The sequence below is a fragment of the Paraburkholderia bryophila genome (assembly GCF_013409255.1).
In the GTDB taxonomy this organism is placed as follows: Bacteria; Pseudomonadota; Gammaproteobacteria; order Burkholderiales; family Burkholderiaceae; genus Paraburkholderia.
In genome coordinates this window covers 1,543,462-1,559,401 of the sequence record NZ_JACCAS010000002.1, presented here as the reverse complement: position 1 = coordinate 1,559,401, position 15,940 = coordinate 1,543,462, and the positions used below count along the sequence as shown (strand labels likewise).

Below are 15,940 nucleotides of genomic sequence, written 5' to 3'. Positions count from 1 at the left end.
GCATCATGTCATGCATGCCAACGCTTGAACATCGGGAGCCGCAAACCGTGACGCCATTCAATCCGCTACAACTTGTCGAACTTGCCCAGCAGCATGGCACGCCGCTGTGGGTCTATGACGCCGACGTGATCCGTCAACGAATCGCCGAGCTGCGCAGTTTCGACGTGATTCGCTACGCGCAGAAAGCGTGTTCGAACCTGCACATTCTGAAACTGATGCGCGATGCTGGCGTGAGGGTCGACGCAGTGTCACACGGTGAAATCGCGCGCAGTCTTGCCGCGGGATTCACGCCGGACGGCGATCCTGAAGGCGTGGTTTTTACGGCGGATCTGATCGATCACGCGACGCTCGCCACCGTGGTCGAGCATCGCATCACGGTCAACGCGGGATCGCTCGATATGCTCGAACGCGTCGGCCGACATGCGCCCGAAGGTCATCGCGTGTGGCTGCGGATCAACCCCGGTTTCGGCCACGGGCATAGCAACAAGACCAACACGGGCGGCGAACACAGCAAGCACGGCATCTGGCTCGATGACGTGCCGAAGGCGCTGGAAATCGTGCGTCGTTATCGATTGAAGCTGGTTGGGCTGCACATGCATATCGGCTCGGGCGTCGACTATGGGCATCTGTCGCGGGTCTGCGACGCGATGATCGAGGCGGTCAAAGGCCTTCAAGGCCACGATATCGAAGCAATCTCGGCCGGCGGTGGTTTGTCGGTGCCGTACAAGACCGGCGACGCGCGTATCGACGTCGAGCATTATTTCCGGCTGTGGGACGCGGCGCGTCGGCAGATCGAAGCGCATGTCGGGCATCGCGTGAGACTCGAAATCGAACCGGGACGTTTCCTGGTCGCTGAAGCGGGCGTGCTGGTTGCCGAGGTGCATGCGTTGAATCGACGGCCGTCACGGCAGTTCGCTTTGGTCGACGCCGGATTCAACGATCTGATGCGCCCGTCGCTTTACGGCAGTCATCATGAGATGACCGTGCTGAAACGCAACGGTACGCCGAGCAGTGCAGCGCTGGACGCGTTCGCCGTAGCCGGCCCGCTCTGCGAAGCCGGCGATGTCTTCACGCAGGCGGAAGGCGGCGTGGTCCTGAACCGGACGATGCCCACGCCGGAGATAGGCGACTTCGTCGTATTTCACGATGCGGGTGCGTACGGCGCGGCGATGTCATCGAACTACAACAGCCGGCCGCTTGCGCCCGAAGTGCTGCTGGAAAACGGCCAACCGCGAGTGATCCGGCGGCGCCAAACCATCGACGAATTGCTCGCGCTCGAATCGATCGATTGAGATTCGAGCGCGACTGCCGACGCGCCGCGCTACACCAAACGCACGATCAACGCGCCCGCACAGTGCGCGTGTACGACGCGATCATCGTCGCGAGTTCCTGCGCGGCGGGCGTGAGCGGAATCGCCGCGCGCTGTAGCAGGCAGACGTTTTGATCCACCGCCCGCTCGCGCAACGGAATGACGGTGAGCGTGCTGGCGAACGGCCCGCGCGTTGCCACGGCCGACGCTTCCAGCGACAGGCAATCCGTCGCGCCGACCAGATGCAAGGTCTCGTACAGACCTTCTATCGTCGCGATGATCTTCGGCGGCGGCAAGCCGTGACTATCGAGCAGATGGTGCAGACGGCTGACCTGCGGATCGTCCGTGAGATTCGGCGAACGCGTGGCCACCCACGTGCAATCGACGAGTTCGGCCAAGGACGTCGCGCCCGCTTTCGGATGCCCTTGGCGGCACACCACCACCGGATCGGACGGATAAAGCGGCATGACCGACAGATCGGCGGTATCGGTTTGCTTCGACACCAGCGCGACCGCGAAGTCCAGCGTGCCTTCACGAATCATCGAAATCATCATTCGCGAGGTGCCGGTGCGCAGATGCACCGCGACCCGCTCGAAGCGCATGCGAAATTGCGTCAACACCGGCGCGAGCGCGTCGACGAGCGGCTCCGTGGTCATGCCGAACGTTACTTCGCCGACGTAATCGCCGCGCAATTGCTGCACCTCCTGCTCGGCGCGCTCGCATTCGCCGATGATCGTGCCGGCCCGCTGTAGCAAGCGCTGACCGAGCGCGGTCAGCGCAATACCGCGATTCGTGCGGGTCAACAGGGTCGCGCCGAGGACCGATTCGAGGTTCTGCAACTGCTGCGTGATGCCGCTCTGCGCGATGCCGAGCGCCCGCGACGCCGCGCGGATGCTGCCATGCTCGGCCACCGCGGTGAACGCGCGCAACTGGGAAATCGTCAACGCCATGGCGGTTGAGGTCCGGTGATCGGTAAAAGTGATCATGATAGTCCGAATGGGACTTCTTTGAGGCGCAAGAGCGGCATAGGATAGGGCTGTCGTTCTCCGCCCACCCCACACTCCGCCTCCCATGAAAATTCTGCTGATGATCCTGAGCGCCGCGCTGACTTTGAGCAGTGGAGCGTTCGCCGCTGAGCCCCAGACCTTGCGCCTCGGCATCGACCCAACCTATCCGCCGATGGACTCCAAGGCGCCCGACGGCAGCGTCAAAGGCTTCGACGTCGATCTTGGCAACGAAATCTGCAAGCGCATTCACGCGCGCTGCCAATGGGTGGAGCTCGAATTCTCGGGGATGATTCCGGCACTGCAGGCGCGCAAGATCGACGCCGTCATGTCGTCGATGGCGATCACGGAGAAGCGCGAGCAGCAGATTCTGTTTTCGTCGAAGCTGTTTCAATTCAAATCGCGGCTGATCGCACGGCAAGGTTCGCCGCTCGCGGGCGGCATGAACGCGTTGTCAGGCAAGCAGATCGGCGTGCAGTCGGGCACGCAGTTCGAGTCGTACGCGTTAAAGAACTGGGCGCCGAACGGCGTGCACGTGGTCGCGTACAAGAGCCAGGACGAAGTATTCGCCGACCTCGAGAACGGGCGGCTTGACGGCGCGCTGCTCGGCACCGTTGAAGCGGATTACGGCTTCCTGCGCACGCCGGCGGGCAAGGGCTTTGCGTTTGTCGGCGAGCCGCTTTCCATGGGCGATCATGGTGTGGGCATCGGCTTGCGCAAGGACGAGACGGCGTTGCAGGCATCGATCAACGGGGCGATTGCCTCCATGCTCAAGGACGGCACGTACGCGCAGATCGCGAAGAAGTACTTCGACTTCGATCCGTACGGCAATTGATTCTTTTACTTCCTCCACTTTCGCATCAGGCTTTCCGTTCATGAACAGGCAATCGATTCCGCTTCTCTCGCCGGCTATCGGCACGCACCGCGAACTGGTGTCGTTTCATTTTGGCCCGACGGATCGTGGGCAAAAAATTTATATCCAGTCGTCGCTGCATGCCGACGAAACCCCCGCGATGTTGACAACGGTGTTGCTGAAGCGCCGCTTGCTCGAACTGGAACAGCAGGGCGCGCTGGATGCGGAAATCGTGCTCGTGCCGGTAGCGAATCCGGTGGGGCTCGGGCAGTACGTGCTCGGACAGTTTCTTGGACGTTTCGATCTGGGCAGCGGGAAGAACTTCAATCGCCATTTCCTGCAGTTCACGAAGTTGAACGCGCGGGCCAAAGAGGTGTTGGGTTCCGACGCCGCGGAAAACGTGCGGCTCGTGCGGAAGCTGATTGCCGAGGAACTGGCCGAGCAGAAACCGTTGACCGAGTTCGAGTCGCTGCAATTGGCGTCGCTGAAGCTTTCGTACGATGCGGACGTGGTGATCGATCTGCATTGCTCGCTGGAAGCGGCGATGCATCTCTACACCAGCGAGGCAGCGTGGCCGGAGTTCGAACCTTTGTCGCGGTATCTTGGCGCGCAGGCGTCGTTGCTTGCGACGAACTCAGGCGGCGAGTCGTTCGACGAGACACATAGCCTGTTGTGGTGGAAACTGCAGCAGGACATGCCGGCGGATAAACCAGTGCGGAACGGTGCGATTGCGGTCACCGTGGAATGCCGCGGTCAGCGCGATGTGTCCTACGAAGTGGCACAAGAGGACGCGGATGCGATTGTCGATTACCTGGCGTGGCGTAAGGCGATTCGGCGTGAAGTGAAACCGATGCCCGCGTTGCTGTCGCCGGCGACGCCGCTCGCGGGCAGTGAGCAGTTTTATGCGCCGGTCAGCGGGATTCTGATTCATCGCGCGAAGATCGGCGAGACGATTCGCGTTGGGCAGGCGTTGTTCGATATCGTCGATCCGTTGACGGATGAAACCACCACGATTTCGAGCAATACCGAAGGCGTGTTTTATATGCGCCGGGCGATTCGGTTCGTGACGACGGGTGCGCCGTTGGGACGCGTGACGGGGACGCGGCCGTTCAGGACTGGGGTGTTGTTGGGCGCTTGAATCTACGTTTTCTCTCTGCGGGCGTGGCGTGTTTCGATGTTTGAGATTGAAACCGGAATCGCCTCGCCCGTCGTTGCCTGTCTGCTGTTCTCTATTCTTTTCTTCCCACCAGATACGTCACGCCATTCGGACCATAGCGCTCCGAATGCGGTTTGTTCGCCGCCAGGTGGAAGACGTCGCCGACCTGGTACAACCGTTCTTCGTCGCCGCAGACGATGTGCAGCTCGCCTTCGAGGATCAAGGCTTTGGCCTCGAAGGGATGCGTGTGGACGGCCATCGTGACGTTGGGTTCCTTCCTGGTCACCACGGCTTCTGGGAAACCGTCTTTCGTCAGGCTTTCAGTGAATGCTTCGCGGTCCATGGTGATTTTCTCGCTGTGGGGTGGGGGATTTACTTTAACGCTGGGCGGGGTTTTCTGCAGGGCGTGCCGTCGTCGGCGCCGCATTCGCGGCGCGTCTCGATCGCTAGCGTTGACCGTTTCGATTTTTCTTCGGCTTAATGTCGACGTCTGCGCGTGCCGTGTAGGAATAGATGGCATCGCGCGCGGCTCCTTCCGATTGCTGCCTGTTATTTCCGCACATTCGTAAAGATGCGCTTCAAATTTTCGTTTTTCCGAATTCTCTTATTCTGAGTTTTATCTCCCTGATTCAGCGTCTGGTCGTTACGGATTTCTAACGACGCATGAAAAAGAAGGGGGACGTATGAAAAATGAGAACCCGTTTTCGGAATGACGGGAAACCTGGCGCGCGTTTTCGCCATGTTCGCGTTGCTGTTGATCGCATTCGGCGTGAATGCGACAGACTGTCTCACGCTTTACGCGCAGTCCGGTGCAACGCCGGGATCGAAGACGTGTCGTCTCGATGTAGTGGGCAATACGCCCGGCGGAATGGGCAACTATGCGTGCATCAACGACTTTGCACTGATTGATCAATGGTGCGCGGCGCCGAAGGCAAACGAGCCGGAGGCAAGTTGTCCGATTGCTGATCCGGTGTATCCGGGCAATGGCGCCGTTACGCTAACAGAGGCCGATTTCGTCAGCGGTGACGATCTGCCGATGCAGTTCACGCGGACTTATCGCTCGAAGTCGTTGAGCGCTTCGTCTGCGGCGATGGGGCCGGTGTGGTTTCACAGTTGGCAACGCAGCCTTGGACTGACCAATGCGAATAGCGGCAGTTCGTCGGCGGTGCTTGCTTATCGTGAGAACGGCGAACCGGTCACGTTCAAATGGGCGAGTGGCAGTTGGCGTTCGGCCGGCTTCACGGGGCTCGCGCTTGCACAGAATGGATCGGGCTGGACGCTAACCGACCTTCGCACGGAGACCGTCGAATCGTATTCGGCGCAAGGCGTCCTGCAGTCCGACCGCACGAAGACGGGATTCGTCCGGACGCTCGCCTACGACGCGTCCGGCTTGCTGACTACGATCACGCAGCATGCCATTGGCACGGACGCGAAACAGGACATCACGCTTCGCCTGGACTACGACGACAAGCGGCGTCTGTCACGTCTGAATGGTCCGCTGGGTGGAATGACCCAATACGGGTACGACGCGAACAGCAATCTTGTTTCCGTCACGTGGCTCGATGGGTACGTGCATCGCTATGTCTACGACGACCCCCGTTTTAAAAACGCGCTGACCGGAGAGATCGACGAATCGGGAAATCGCGTTGCGTCGTGGAGTTATGACGCGCAAGGGCGGGCCGTGGCGGTCAGCCATCCCGACACGTCGCGCAATGTGCAGTTTGCCTATAACGCCGGCTCGACGGTTATCACCGATAGCCGACGCGCTACGACGTTGAATCTCTCATCGATTGGCGGCATGTTGCGGCCGACGGGGAGTTCGTCGACCGCGGGTAACACCGCTTCCACATGGGACGCGTCCGGCAATCTGCTGAAGGACTCGGACGCGAGCGGCGGCGCCACCGAATACAGCTACGACGATGTGGGGCGGCCCGTTCGGGCGACGGTAAAAAATGCGTCCGGCACCAGCATAAGCACGATGCGCTATGCGGACGGGACGAGCCTGCGTCCGTCGATGATCGCCTCGCCTGGTTTGCTCCAGTCGTTCGTCTACGACGCTAACGGCAACACCACCGGCATCGCCGAAACGCCGACGCGCGACTTGACCGGCGCAAGCGCATTCGACGCGCCGAAGTCTGACGGCGTGACGATGGCCTACGGCATGACGTACGACGCGACCAGTCGGCTCGCGTTTGTCCAGCAACTGGCGGACGGCAAGGTTGCGGGACAGTGGAAAGTCACGCGCGATGCGACCGGGAACGTGTTTGCGATCGTGATCCAGCAGAGGATTCCGGACGCGACCGAGATGATCATGCGGGATGCTGCGCACCGCGTTCTGAATGGCTACAACCCGACAGGTGATTTCTATCTGCATTACGACTGGCGCGGTCGCATTGATCTCTTCAAGTTCAGTGAGTACGCGAGTGCGGCGAATGGCGGTGTTCGACGGGTATTCAAGGTCCGATGGAATTACTCGCCGGATGGTCAGGTTGTTTCGCGAGTTGGGACCGTCGCAAGGAATGGCAGCGTTCTCGATCTGAATGACGGTACGGATCTTCCGATCAGTAGCGATGAGACTGACCAGTGGATCGATAACTACAACTATGGCGATTCGCCGGTTGGGCCGCCTGCGAATCTACAGGGCGTGCGGCAGATGCTGCGGGCTGGAGGTTTTGCCGGGACGGGGACGGTTTGCGGCGATTGCCATTTCTCAGCGGGACTGATCGACGGGGCGGCGCGGGGGATTGCGTTTGTCTGGCGGCTCGCGCAGAACCCGGCGGTTAGATATGGGATCGGGCAGGGTGCAAGGAAGGCGGCGGAGAACTGGGAGCGCATCAAGGCGTTGTGCAAGCCCGCTGCGGAGACGGAAGTTGATGGGATTCCGCCGGGTAGGATTACGTCGGAATACACTGATATTACGGTGGGACGAAGTACACGAAATATCCAGACGGACGTGGGTAAGGCCGAGTTTGAGGCCAATTTACGTAATGACGGTTGGATACAGTCTCTTAGCAAAGACGGCAAAGCCGACATCTTCACAAAAGAAGGTGCAAGGTACACCGTTCGTGACGAGTCGAATGCGGGATCGCCGACCGCCGATTTTGTCCCTCTTGGCGCGCAGCGTCCTACCCTCAAAATTCGACTGCCGAAATGACCAAAATCGACTTCATCCACGAGCATTCAGAGTTCATGCCGCTTTGGGAACGCGCCACAGCAGGTTTCCACATGCTTCGTTGCATACCCCTCACAGACCTGCTCTATTTCGACTCGATCGACCTACAGACGCAGAAGTTCTACGAGCTCATCCGGCATCTACTTACCGTCGATGGATCACATGACTTTGCCACGCTGGTCTTGAAGCCTGACCCGTTCAGCTATTTTCATTTTCATTTTGGAAAGTACCCTGGGTTCATTCATCGAGCGGAGCACACCGACGACGAGTTCTTTGAGTTCTTGCTGAAGGATCCCGGGGACAGTCTTGCCGACGCGCTCGGAGTCAATTCCGAGTACTACGTCGTGATGCCCATGACAGGCGATTGGATCGCCTTCGGTGATCGATCATGGGGCACCGGCGTGTTCTATGGGCCGCCAGACATAATGGAGTGCGCCCGGAAGTTCTACCCGTATTTCATGAAACCGCCGGAGCGCTTCCGGGTCGGACCGTAGCCGCCGGAAAGCACAAGGAGAAAGACGCGAACAATCCGCGCCTTTTTCCTCACCTGCTACCGACACAAGCTAGACCGAACCCCCTCAAATCCCTACCAAAACTGGCGCCACTGCCGCCGGATCGCTAATACTCGGCCGCCCATTCTCAACATGCCCTGCCAGACGACGCGAAAAACTGGCGTCGTCATTACTCGTCACCGTCAGGTCATACCAGTGATGACTCGAAGCCAGCACCCACGCCTCTTCGATATGCGCGCCAGCCGGCACGAACACCGGACGCGTCCGCGCACCATACGCGTTATCCGTCACCGTCAACCGCGCAAACCCACCCCCGCTGTTACTGAACTTCAAGAACACATTCCCATTGGCCACGTCGTACTGCACTTTTACCTCAGGATGCGCGGGCTTCTCATGCCCACCCCAGCCCGCCACCTGCGAAGCCGCCGACGTTTGCGCGACCGTCAACTGCGTATTCCCCGCAAACTTGCGCACAAAACCATTCGGCCCGAACACTTCGAACGCGTACACACCGCTCGTCGTCGTCAGATCGAAGGTCTCCTTCAGCGACTTACCCGCTTCAACCGTATAACGCCACGGACCATCCGTGCGATTCGTCCCGTACACATAGAAATGCGCGCCCTGGTCGCCGGTATTGCCGATCGAAATCTCGAACGTGTTCTGCTTTACGTCCGCATGACCATTCACATGCAGCTCATACGGCAATGCCCGCGCGAAACGAATGCCGCTTTCCTGCGGATCGATTGCACGCGGCGTCGCGGGCACCGTCGGCTTCGGCTGCGTCGCGCACTGGTTGTCTGCAACGCTCTTGTAGTTGCTCGTATCCGGTAACGGCGGCACTTTCGAATCCGGCGTGCGGAAGTCGAACGCGGTCGTCAAATCGCCGCACACCGCACGACGCCACGCCGTGATATTCGGCTCGTACACCCCAAAACGTGCCTCGATAAAGCGAATCACGGACGTGTGATCGAACACCTGCGAACACACAAACCCGCCCTTGCTCCACGGCGACACGATCGTCATCGGCACACGCGGGCCGAGGCCGTACGGCAAGCCATCCGCCGTATAGCTGCCGCCGCGCTGCGGATTGACCACGTTGTGAATTTCGCCGTCGGTGCTGACCGTCGATTGCCCTTGCGCAGGCGTCGTCGCGGGTTGCGGCGGCACGAGGTGATCGAAGAAGCCGTCGTTCTCGTCGTACATGATGAACAGCACGGTCTTGCTCCACACCTCGGGATTCGATGTCAGCGCATCCAGAATCTGCGACGTGTATTCGGCGCCATAGGCCGGCGTATAGCTCGGGTGTTCGGAGTACGCGGCCGGCGGGCACAACCACGACACTTGCGGCAACTGGTTCGCCATCACATCGGCCTTCAGATCGTCGATGGTGCGCACGGTTTGCGCGCGCTCAAACAATGGCGAACCCGGTTGCGCGTTGATGAAGTTCGTGAAATTCTGCAGGACGTTGGTGCCGTAATTGCCGTTCAACGGGTCGGCGCCGGTCAGCCCTTGCTGATACACCTGCCACGAAATCCCCGCGGCTTGCAGGCGCTCCGGATACGTGGTCCACGACAGCAACTGGTAATTCGGCGGACCGTCGCCGTCGACGAAATCGTTGTTGTCGAGCAGCGGGCCGCCCAGCGTGCCGCTCGGGTCGACCATGCCGCTCATCAGATACGCGCGGTTCGGGTGCGTCGGTCCCGGCAGCGAGCAGAAGTACGCGTCGCAAATGGTGAAGGCATCGGCCAGCGCGTAGTGAAACGGAATGTCGCTGCGCAGGTGATAACCCATCGTCATATCGGTCTTGTTGGCCGGCCACTGGTCGTAGCGGCCGCCGTCGATCGCGGCGTGAGTCTTGTACCAGGTGTGATCGAGATCGCCGACGCATTGCGCGCTGGTGGTCGCCGTGTTCAGATGGAACGGCAGCACCGGTTGCGTGGGGTCTTCCTTCGACGGTTGATACCACACCGGTTTGCCGCCCGGCAGCGGAATCGGGAAGCGGTCGTTGTAGCCACGCACGCCGCGCAAATGGCCGAAATAGTGGTCGAACGAACGGTTCTCCTGCATGAACACGACAATGTGCTCGACGTCGCGGATCGTACCGGTACGCGAAAACGCGGGTACGGCCAGGGCGTTGCGAATCGACTCGGGCAGCGCGGTCAGCGCGGCAGCAGCGCCGGCGGATGAAGCGACGGTCTGCAGGAAACGGCGACGGCTAGTTGATGTCATCGAATATCACCTTCTGCGGGGAGGAAGAATAGCGCGTCTGGCGCGCCGGTTGAATCGGGTTAGTTGCTGGTGGCGCTGTCGCCGGGTGCGTAATGCATCACCGGCGCGATCTGCTGGCTGTCGGCGGCGAGACTGGCTTGCATGTTTCGCGCGATCGGATCGGACGCCGCGGCGGCCGCGCTCGCACTCGCACTCGCGGCGAGCGTTGAGGATGTGTTGAGGATTGGCGTCGCGGGCAAGGCGGCGGCGCGCTGGGCAGTGTCGCCGTTGGCGGCGGTCATACCCTTGGAAGACGCTGAAGGCGCGGCGTTCGACGCGGAATCGTCCGCACCGCAACCGGTCAATGCGAGTAGTGCAATTGAACTCACAACGACGCTCGCAAAGCTTTTGTCTCTTCTCATGTCGGCATCCAGTTTCGTGAAAGCGGATGCAGTCTCCAATCCTTTCAAGAAATAATTGTGAAACGTTTGCGAGTGGTAAATCTTGCGTAGTTACGTTGGATTTTAGAAAGGAAATGGAAAGTGATAAGAAGGACAATGGTCACCGAAGCGCCACATGCCGGCAGTCGAGGCATCCCCAACGATTGACGGCTGTGCGTAACCGATAACTTCATGACACGCATCGAACGACCCTTCGACATCACGCGTTTCGAAGACGAATGGCTGGAGGCGGATGGCTTCGGCGGCTTTGCCTCGGGCACCGTGGGTACGTTGCGCACGCGCCGTTATCACGCGCTGCTGCTGACGGCGACGCGCGCGCCGGGCGGGAGGATGGTGCTCGTCAATGGTGTGGAAGCGTGGGTCGAGGCGAATGGACAGCGGTTTCCGCTGAGCATGCAGCGCTATGTGCCCGATGTGATCTATCCGGACCTCACAACGCGTGTTCTCGAGTTCGATACATCGCCGTGGCCGACGTGGCGCTTCGAGCTCGACGCGCAGAGGGTGCTGATAGCGGAAGTGTTCGTTAGCAAGGCGACGCGCGAAACGGTGTTGCGTTGGCGGCTGGAGGACATAAGAACGGCTTCTGAAGAAGTTAACGCACTGACGCTCAAAGTCAGGCCGCTGCTTTCCGGGCGCGACTATCACGCGTTGCATCACGAGAACCCGGCATTCAACTTCAACGCGCAAACCAGCGACGATCAGTCTTGCGTCAGTTGGCAGCCCTATGGCGACGTGCCGGTCATCCATGCCGCGACGAACGGCGCGTACACGCACGCGCCCGATTGGTATCGCAACTTCTGCTACGTTCGCGAGCAGGAACGGGGTTTGGATTTCAGCGAAGATCTCGCGACGCCAGGCGTGTTCAGCTTCGATCTCGCGAAGGGTGAAGCGGTGATGATTCTCACCGCAAGCGTCGAAAGCGCTGCTAACGCGAGCACGCCGTCGCAGCAGCAGCCCGCACAGCCCGCACAGCTCACAGCCACCCACGCAACCGAACGCGTAACCGAACTCGCAAGCATCGAACAACAGCGCCGCGCCGCTCTCGGCACGCGCCTGCAGCGTTCCGCCGACGCCTACGTCGTCGCACGCAACGAAGGCCGCACGATCCTCGCGGGCTTTCCATGGTTCACCGACTGGGGCCGCGACACGTTCATCGCCATGCGCGGCTTGCTGATCGCGTCGGGCCGTCTCGGCGAAGCCGAAGCGATCCTGCTCGAATGGTCCGGCACATTGTCCGAAGGCATGTTGCCCAATCGCTTCCCTGACTACGGCGACACGCCGGAATACAACTCCGTCGACGCCTCGCTGTGGTTCATCGTCGCCGTCCACGACTATCTGGCCACGCATCACGCAAGCACCGCCACCACGCAGCGCCTGCAACAGGCTGTCGAAGCCATCCTCGCGGGCTACACAAAAGGCACACGCTTCGGCATTCAGGCCTCGGCGGACGACGGCCTGCTGAACGCCGGCGTACCCGGCGTACAGCTCACGTGGATGGATGCAAAGGTTGGCGACTGGGTAGTGACGCCGCGCATCGGCAAACCAGTCGAAGTACAAGCGCTGTGGATCAACGCGTTGCGCATTGCAGCAATCTGGAATCCGCAATGGCAGGCGTCCGCCGACCGGGCGTTGCAAGCGTTTCACGAACGCTTCATCGATCCGTCGACACTAGCGCTGTTCGACAACATCGACGTCGACCACGTCAAAGGCACGGTCGATCGCGCGATCCGGCCAAACCAGATTTTTGCGGTAGGCGGACTGCCGTTTCCGTTACTGGAAGGCGCCGCGGCCCGCGCAGTGCTCGATCAGGTCGAGGCGCACCTGCTCACGCCGCTGGGCTTGCGAACGCTTGCGCCGTCCGATCCCGCCTATTGCGGACACTATGGCGGCCCGCCGCTCGCACGCGACGGCGCCTACCATCAAGGCACGGTCTGGCCATGGCTGCTCGGTCCATTCGTCGAAGCGTGGTTGCGGGTTCACGGCACTGCAACAGAAGCCCGCAGCGAAGCCAGAACGCGCTTTCTCGACCCACTGGTCGCGCATCTCGATCACGCGGGGCTCGACCATCTATCGGAAATCGCCGACGGCGATGCACCCCACGCACCGGCCGGCACCCCGTTTCAGGCCTGGTCGCTCGGCGAGTTGCAGCGCATTGACACGCTACTTGCCCGGCTGGAGCCCGTTGGCGCGTAAACCGCGCTACGATGTGTGTCCCGCTGCCAAGCCTGATGCAAGGACGGAGTCATGCCACCGCTGCGCGCTGCGAATCTGCTCGCCACTCTTGAAGGTTCACGCCTGCATTCGGCCGATTGTGCCCACTGGCAGCGCTGGGGGCCGTATCTCAGCGAGCGTCAGTGGGGCACGGTGCGGGAGGATTACAGCCCGGACGGCACCGCGTGGGACTCCTTTCCGCACGACCACGCCCGCAGCCGCGCATACCGTTGGGGCGAAGACGGCATTGCCGGTTTCGGCGACGACAAACTGAGCTGGTGTGTGTCGCTCGCACTGTGGAACCGCAAGGATCCGATCCTGAAAGAGCGCCTGTTCGGCCTCACCAACGCGCAGGGCAACCATGGCGAGGACGTGAAGGAGTTGTACTTCTACGTCGACGGCACGCCCACGCATTCGTATATGCGGATGCTCTACAAGTACCCGATCGCGGCTTTTCCGTACGACGACCTGGTGCAGGAAAACGGCCGCCGCGGCGCGGATATGCCGGAGTATGAAATTCTCGACACCGGCGTGTTCGACGATTGCTGCTATTTCGACGTGCAGGTCGAATACGCGAAGCACGCGCCCGACGACATCCTGATGCGAGTGACGATCAATAATCGCGCGGACCAGGCCGCTTCGCTGGATGTGCTGCCGCAGATCTGGGCGCGCAATTCGTGGTCGTGGAAAGAGAACAAAGACAAACCGTCGCTGACCGCCGGCACGGATCACAACGGCAACGCGCAATTGGTCGGCCATCAGCATGGCCATGATCCGATCGTGGTGACGGCCTGGTCGAAAGACGCTCCGCAGGTCGACTGGCTGTTCTGCGAGAACGACACCAACGTCAAGCGCCTGTTCAATATGGACACCCCGGGTCCGTTCAAAGACGGCTTCAACGACTACCTGGTCCATGGCGACGAACACGCGGTGCGTCGCGACAAAGGCACCAAAGCCGGTGCGCATGCATCGATCGAACTTGGCCCGCACGGGCGCGCGGTGGTGTACATGCGCTGGCGTCCGCAATCCAGTCCCGACGACGTGCTGCTCGATGCCGACGCGGTATTCGCACACCGCATCGCCGAGGCCGACGAATTCTATGGCGCGCTGCAACACGAAATCGCCGACCCCGACGCGCGTCTCGTGCAACGTCAAGCGCTCGCAGGCATGCTGTGGTCGAAGCAGTATTACCAGTACGACGTGCAGCGCTGGCTCGACGGCGATCCGCTACAACCCGCACCGCCCGCGAGCCGCAAAAAAGGCCGCAACACCGACTGGCGGCATCTGTGCAATGCGGACATCGTGTCGATGCCCGACAAGTGGGAGTACCCGTGGTACGCATCATGGGACCTGGCGTTCCACGCCGCCGCCTTTGCGCTGATCGATCCCGCGTTTGCCAAACGTCAATTGCTGCTGCTGGTGAAGGACCGCTATCAGCATCCGAACGGTCAAATACCCGCCTACGAATGGGCATTGGGCGACGCCAATCCGCCGGTCCATGCGTGGGCCGCGTGGCGCGTTTATGAAATCGACCGGGCGCTCACCGGCAAGGCGGATCGCGACTTTCTGGAACTCGTGTTCCACAAGCTGCTGCTGAACTTCTCGTGGTGGGTGAACCGTAAAGACGCCGACGGTCACAACATTTTCCAGGGCGGCTTTCTCGGCCTCGACAACGTCGGCATTTTCGATCGCTCTTCGCCGCTGCCCACCGGCGGCCATATCGATCAGGCCGACGGCACCGCATGGATGGCCGCGTACGCGCTCGACCTGATGCGTATCGCGCTGGAACTCGCCTATGCGAACCATGTGTTCGTCGACATTGGCGTGAAGTTCTTCGAGCACTTCCTGTATATCGCCGAAGCCGTGAGTTGCGACGACGGCTGCGACACCGGCCTCTGGGACTCGGAAGACGAGTTCTTCTACGACAAGCTGCGCCTGCCCGACGGCAGCAACGTGCCGTTGCGGCTGAGGTCCATCGTCGGGCTGATTCCGCTGTTCGCCGTGCACGTGCTCGAGCAACGTCTGCATGGCGGGTTGCCGGGGCTGCGCGAACGGCTGACCTGGTTCCTCGAACATCGCCCCGATCTGGCGCGGCTCGTCTCGCGCTGGAACGAACCCGGCAAGAGCAATGCGTTGCTGCTCTCGCTGTTGCGCGGGCATCGCATGAAAGCGCTGCTGCGCCGTGCGCTCGACGAAAGCGAATTCCTGTCCGATCACGGGGTGCGGGCGCTGTCGCGGGTTCATCGCGACCAGCCGTTCGTGTTCAATCACAACGGCGACAGCTTTACCGTCAAATACCTGCCGGCCGAATCGGACTCGCGCGTGTTCGGTGGCAATTCGAACTGGCGGGGTCCGGTTTGGATGCCGATGAACTATCTGCTGATCGAATCGCTGTACGAATTCCATCGCTATTACGGTGACGATTTTCGTGTCGAGTATCCGACCGGGTCGGGGCAGAAGTTCTCGCTGAGCGAAATCGCCGATGAACTCGCGCGACGCTGCACGACACTGTTCCTCAAGAACAAAGATGGCGAACGTCCGGTGATGGGCGCGTATCCGTTGTTGCAGGCCGACCCGCATTCGCGCGATCTGGTGTTATTCCATGAGTACTTTCATGGCGACAACGGGCGCGGCGTGGGCGCTTCGCATCAGACCGGCTGGAGCGGACTGGTTGCGTTGCTGCTGCAGCCGCGCGCCATGGGCGCATCGGGCAACGTGCCGTTGACCGGCGAGGGCGACCAGGCGCCGATTCCGACCGCGCCCAACGCACAGGTCGCGACACCGGCGTGCCCTACGGAGGCTGCGCCTGCTGCAACACCTGAGCCCGCACCCGCACTCGTTACCGCAGTGAGCAAGTAGCAAACCGAGCCATAGCAAACCGAGCCATAGCAAACCGAGCCATAGCAAACCGAGCCATAGCAAACCGAGCCATAGCAAACCGAGCACTAGCAAGCCACGGGCCGCGACGCCCGGCGTGCAGGTTACATAAACCCTACACGCCAGCGCGCCGGCCCGGTTGTGGAGTCGTTTTTGAACTGTGTGGCTTCAAGCGTG

At 61.0% G+C, this 15,940-nt stretch carries 11 protein-coding genes; 7 read left to right on the top strand and 4 right to left on the bottom strand.

The genetic code is table 11. From position 1 onward, the window contains the following. Positions 1-14 precede the first annotated feature (14 nt). Positions 15-1,292: a diaminopimelate decarboxylase gene (gene lysA / locus GGD40_RS28115; RefSeq protein WP_179745866.1), complete on the top strand. Its 1,278-nt coding sequence runs from the start codon at positions 15-17 to the stop codon at positions 1,290-1,292. 46 nt (positions 1,293-1,338) lie between these two features. On the opposite strand, the gene GGD40_RS28110 is transcribed toward lysA, so the two are convergent. Next, positions 1,339-2,259 carry a LysR substrate-binding domain-containing protein gene (locus tag GGD40_RS28110; RefSeq protein ID WP_179747081.1) on the bottom strand — a complete coding sequence of 307 codons (921 nt, stop codon included), beginning with the start codon at positions 2,257-2,259 and terminating at the stop codon, positions 1,339-1,341. Positions 2,260-2,380: 121 nt separating this feature from the next. On the opposite strand from GGD40_RS28110, the gene GGD40_RS28105 reads away from it, so the two are divergent. Both GGD40_RS28105 and GGD40_RS28100 read left to right on the top strand, forming a co-directional pair. Continuing rightward, the gene (locus GGD40_RS28105; RefSeq protein ID WP_179711318.1) at positions 2,381-3,148 is read left to right on the top strand and encodes a transporter substrate-binding domain-containing protein; all 768 of its coding nucleotides are present in this window, start codon (positions 2,381-2,383) and stop codon (positions 3,146-3,148) included. Between the two features lie 40 nt (positions 3,149-3,188). Next, positions 3,189-4,304, top strand: coding sequence for a succinylglutamate desuccinylase/aspartoacylase family protein (locus GGD40_RS28100; protein ID WP_179745865.1), 1,116 nt, complete (start codon positions 3,189-3,191; stop codon positions 4,302-4,304). 91 nt (positions 4,305-4,395) lie between these two features. Here GGD40_RS28100 and GGD40_RS28095 read toward each other — a convergent pair whose 3' ends face one another. Beyond that, entirely contained in the window at positions 4,396-4,665 is a 270-nt protein-coding gene (locus GGD40_RS28095; protein WP_179711320.1) for a cupin domain-containing protein, read from the bottom strand. A gap of 411 nt (positions 4,666-5,076) precedes the next feature. On the opposite strand from GGD40_RS28095, the gene GGD40_RS28090 reads away from it, so the two are divergent. Next, positions 5,077-7,476 carry a DUF6531 domain-containing protein gene (locus tag GGD40_RS28090; RefSeq protein WP_257030612.1) on the top strand — a complete coding sequence of 800 codons (2,400 nt, stop codon included), beginning with the start codon at positions 5,077-5,079 and terminating at the stop codon, positions 7,474-7,476. After that, positions 7,473-7,988 carry a hypothetical protein gene (locus GGD40_RS28085; RefSeq protein ID WP_179711324.1) on the top strand — a complete coding sequence of 172 codons (516 nt, stop codon included), beginning with the start codon at positions 7,473-7,475 and terminating at the stop codon, positions 7,986-7,988. Before GGD40_RS28090 ends, GGD40_RS28085 begins: the two co-directional genes overlap by 4 nt. An 84-nt stretch (positions 7,989-8,072) precedes the next feature. Here the strand turns inward: GGD40_RS28085 and GGD40_RS28080 are convergent, their stop codons facing one another. Together GGD40_RS28080 and GGD40_RS28075 are read right to left on the bottom strand one after the other, a co-directional pair. Continuing rightward, positions 8,073-10,235, bottom strand: a complete 2,163-nt coding sequence (locus tag GGD40_RS28080; protein WP_179745863.1) for a phosphocholine-specific phospholipase C — start codon at positions 10,233-10,235, stop codon at positions 8,073-8,075. 59 nt (positions 10,236-10,294) lie between these two features. Continuing rightward, positions 10,295-10,636 carry a hypothetical protein gene (locus tag GGD40_RS28075; protein ID WP_179745862.1) on the bottom strand — a complete coding sequence of 114 codons (342 nt, stop codon included), beginning with the start codon at positions 10,634-10,636 and terminating at the stop codon, positions 10,295-10,297. A gap of 210 nt (positions 10,637-10,846) precedes the next feature. Between GGD40_RS28075 and GGD40_RS28070 the strand changes: the two genes are divergently transcribed. After that, positions 10,847-12,868, top strand: coding sequence for an amylo-alpha-1,6-glucosidase (locus GGD40_RS28070; RefSeq protein WP_179745861.1), 2,022 nt, complete (start codon positions 10,847-10,849; stop codon positions 12,866-12,868). 51 nt (positions 12,869-12,919) lie between these two features. Further along, a complete protein-coding gene (locus tag GGD40_RS28065) occupies positions 12,920-15,745 on the top strand; it encodes an MGH1-like glycoside hydrolase domain-containing protein (protein WP_179711332.1) in 2,826 nt (941 codons plus the stop codon). Positions 15,746-15,940: the final 195 nt, after the last annotated feature.

Excerpts from the sequence above, each read along its gene's own strand:
- lysA (WP_179745866.1), top strand. The coding sequence starts at position 15 with ATGCCAACGCTTGAACATCGGGAGCCGCAAACCGTGACGCCATTCAAT.
- GGD40_RS28110 (WP_179747081.1), bottom strand. The coding sequence starts at position 2,259 with ATGGCGTTGACGATTTCCCAGTTGCGCGCGTTCACCGCGGTGGCCGAG.
- GGD40_RS28105 (WP_179711318.1), top strand. The coding sequence starts at position 2,381 with ATGAAAATTCTGCTGATGATCCTGAGCGCCGCGCTGACTTTGAGCAGT.
- GGD40_RS28100 (WP_179745865.1), top strand. The coding sequence starts at position 3,189 with ATGAACAGGCAATCGATTCCGCTTCTCTCGCCGGCTATCGGCACGCAC.
- GGD40_RS28095 (WP_179711320.1), bottom strand. The coding sequence starts at position 4,665 with ATGGACCGCGAAGCATTCACTGAAAGCCTGACGAAAGACGGTTTCCCA.
- GGD40_RS28085 (WP_179711324.1), top strand. The coding sequence starts at position 7,473 with ATGACCAAAATCGACTTCATCCACGAGCATTCAGAGTTCATGCCGCTT.
- GGD40_RS28080 (WP_179745863.1), bottom strand. The coding sequence starts at position 10,235 with ATGACATCAACTAGCCGTCGCCGTTTCCTGCAGACCGTCGCTTCATCC.
- GGD40_RS28075 (WP_179745862.1), bottom strand. The coding sequence starts at position 10,636 with ATGAGAAGAGACAAAAGCTTTGCGAGCGTCGTTGTGAGTTCAATTGCA.
- GGD40_RS28070 (WP_179745861.1), top strand. The coding sequence starts at position 10,847 with ATGACACGCATCGAACGACCCTTCGACATCACGCGTTTCGAAGACGAA.
- GGD40_RS28065 (WP_179711332.1), top strand. The coding sequence starts at position 12,920 with ATGCCACCGCTGCGCGCTGCGAATCTGCTCGCCACTCTTGAAGGTTCA.